Here is a 2,643-nt window from a genome sequence, read left to right on the forward strand (position 1 = left end):
GAGGTAAAAGATACTTGATCCGCAGGCCTGATCAGGCGATCTTCGCGTCAGATGGCAGGCCACTTGGGGAATGTCGGGTCAAGAATGCCGTTGGCTTGGATCCTCAGCGATCAGCCCAAAGCCGAGGCGACACTGGCGCTCCTCAGGATGGCAACACGGGACAAAACGAAGGAAAAAAAGAAATATGGGTGCCAAGGTGACCCTGCCCCGCCAGTGGGTTTGGGCATGGTCAAAACTGACAATGGCACCGGACTGCGCTCGAAAGACGTTGTTGGTAGCCTACTCGGAACGTCCGCATCATACACGGCAGTCAGAACGTATGCCTCCGCTGACAAGCCATACGTCGAGCGTCTTTTTGGTACGACCGAGTCAGTCTTGCTCAAACTGATCCATGGCTACACTGGTCGAAAAGCGGGAGAGCTTCCTGGTTATGATGCCAAAGCCAATGGCGTCCTCGATATTGATGAACTTTATGGGATTCTGACCCGGTTCTTCATCGATGAATACCCCTCCATGAGACATATGGGGGTTGGAATGGGTGGTCGACGCCCCGCTGAGGTCATTAAGGAACTGAATGAGAAACGCGGGCTGTACACCCCGTTGCCCGAAGACCAGCGCCGAATTCATCTGGGATGGAAAAGTGAAGTCACACCAAACGATGAAGGTGTTCGGGTTTTTGGAGGCATTTGGTACAATTCGAACGAGTTCCAAAAAGCTATCGACCGCGAGCCAAGGGGCAAAGTTGCGGTATTCGTCGATCCAGACAACGTAACTGAAGCGACAGCCATCATTCCCGATGTCAAAGGTGAATTCCGACTTCAGCTTCAGGTTACAGCGTTTGCAGAGCTGACTATTTCCGAGGTGCTCGAAGTAACGCAGGCCTATCTCAAGGAGAATCCGGACGTCACCGAGATTTATGAGGACCGTATTGCATCAGAACGGCGCAAGCGGTTTGACCAGTTGAAGAAAACCGGTGTCGAACGCAATCTGCCTCGCAGCCATTCGACTTTCGAAGAAGTTCGAAACAAAGCCGCCTCCGTGTTCAGTGGTGCTCGCGTTGTTCCGTCGCCGAAGGATTTTCCAACAGTTCGCCCAGGTGACATCAATTCAGGCTTAAGTGGTCCGGGCGTCCTTTCAATCGGCGAGGGTGAAACGATCACAGATGATCTGCATGGTGATCCGGCCTCCGATTCCATCGAAGGCACCTCTGAAGCTGCCGCGGAGGCAACATCTGTTGATGGCGCCGAAGACCCGGAGGCTGCCCGTCCTCCCGAGACAAAAACAATTGATCCCAAACACCGGCCAATCGGCCGACCAAAAACCAAAGGTACGTTCAAATGACCGAGTCAGACATGGAAGACGACTATTTAGATATGGAAGACATTTCAATCGCTGGGCCGATGAAAATGGCTCATTTTGAATTGCCGCGGGCAAAAGAGTTGAGGGGCGCATTTAAGAGATGTTTGCGGGAGTATTACGTAAGCCGAATGGCTGGAAATCTGGAGGTGCGTGGACTGGTCGTCACTGGAGAGTCGAGAGTTGGCAAAACTCGCGAGATGAAAAAACTGATCGGGGATTTCAACAAAAGTGAGACACTCATGCCAGATGGGCGGCCGGGAAAGATTGTCAGCTGCCTACTTTCCGGGCGCGTTACATACAAAGATCTTGGCATCGCGACACTGAAAGCCCTCGGATACGATATCCAAGGAACCCGTACCCAAGTGTACATCTGGGAAAGAGTCCTTTTCCAGGCTGAACAGCAAGGCGTTATTGGAATTCACTATGACGAATGCCAACATGTCTTCCGCGATGGCGGCAAAACGAACCAGCACTTTTTAGACAGTTTTAAGTCTATGATGAAAGAGACGCGCTGGCCTTTGATGATGATCCTATCGGGCGTGCCATCGTTGAACAAATACATTCGGTCGCACGAACAACTGGACAACCTTGTGGAGCCAGTTCGTTTTCACGAGATCAATGTGAAGCGCGATGAAGAATATCTCGCAAGGCTGCTATATCTCTATGCGGATCAAGTCGAAATCAACATCGAGCAACTTGTGACGCAAGATTTTTTGACCCGCCTTGACTACGCTTGTTCACATCGATGGGGTCTTGTCATTGAACTTTTGATTGAGACGTTGATTGAAGCGAAGCTGAAGAAAAAAAAGCAACTTCGAGCAAAAGATTTTGCAAAGGAATTCGCCTTGAAAACGGGCACTCGCGAAAAATATTCGCCGTTCACAGCTCCGGATTTCCGGGAAGCATTCGACAGTCAAAAGTTACTTGAACTGCAAGGTTAATTGAGCCGATAGCAAACGACTGAATGATGATGAAACCGGCCCGCCCTTTGGCGGGCCTTTTCTTTGGTATCCCATGTGCACGCTTATGCTTCCAACGTGCACGCTTATGGCATCTTGCAGAAAACAACACGCCAGTAAGTCATTGTTATCGATATGTTTTTAGACTTTATAAAAATCTGACGCTAGTGATTCGTGCACGCTTATGCCCCATTGGCAGTTGCCAATGTAGCATAAGCGTGCCAATCTGGCGCCACTCCGTGCATATTCGTGTCAAGGAGTTTTTTCGGAATTTTCTCCACAAATGGATTCTGTGTGCGCTTTTGAGGAGGAAATTCGGCGATTC

General features: G+C 50.2%; 2 protein-coding genes. Both read left to right on the plus strand.

Features of this window, described 5'->3' with window-relative positions; all coding sequences use genetic code 11:
• The first annotated feature begins 90 nt into the window (after positions 1 to 90).
• Complete coding sequence (locus LC354_RS27290) at positions 91 to 1,341, plus strand: hypothetical protein (protein ID WP_223429076.1); 1,251 nt, start codon at positions 91 to 93, stop codon at positions 1,339 to 1,341.
• The gene (locus LC354_RS27295) at positions 1,338 to 2,300 is read left to right on the plus strand and encodes a TniB family NTP-binding protein (RefSeq protein WP_223429077.1); all 963 of its coding nucleotides are present in this window, start codon (positions 1,338 to 1,340) and stop codon (positions 2,298 to 2,300) included. The genes LC354_RS27290 and LC354_RS27295 overlap by 4 nt, the downstream gene beginning before the upstream one ends.
• The last annotated feature ends 343 nt before the right edge of the window (positions 2,301 to 2,643 follow it).

It is taken from the genome of Tateyamaria pelophila (genome assembly GCF_019966495.1).
GTDB lineage: Bacteria > Pseudomonadota > Alphaproteobacteria > Rhodobacterales > Rhodobacteraceae > Tateyamaria > Tateyamaria pelophila.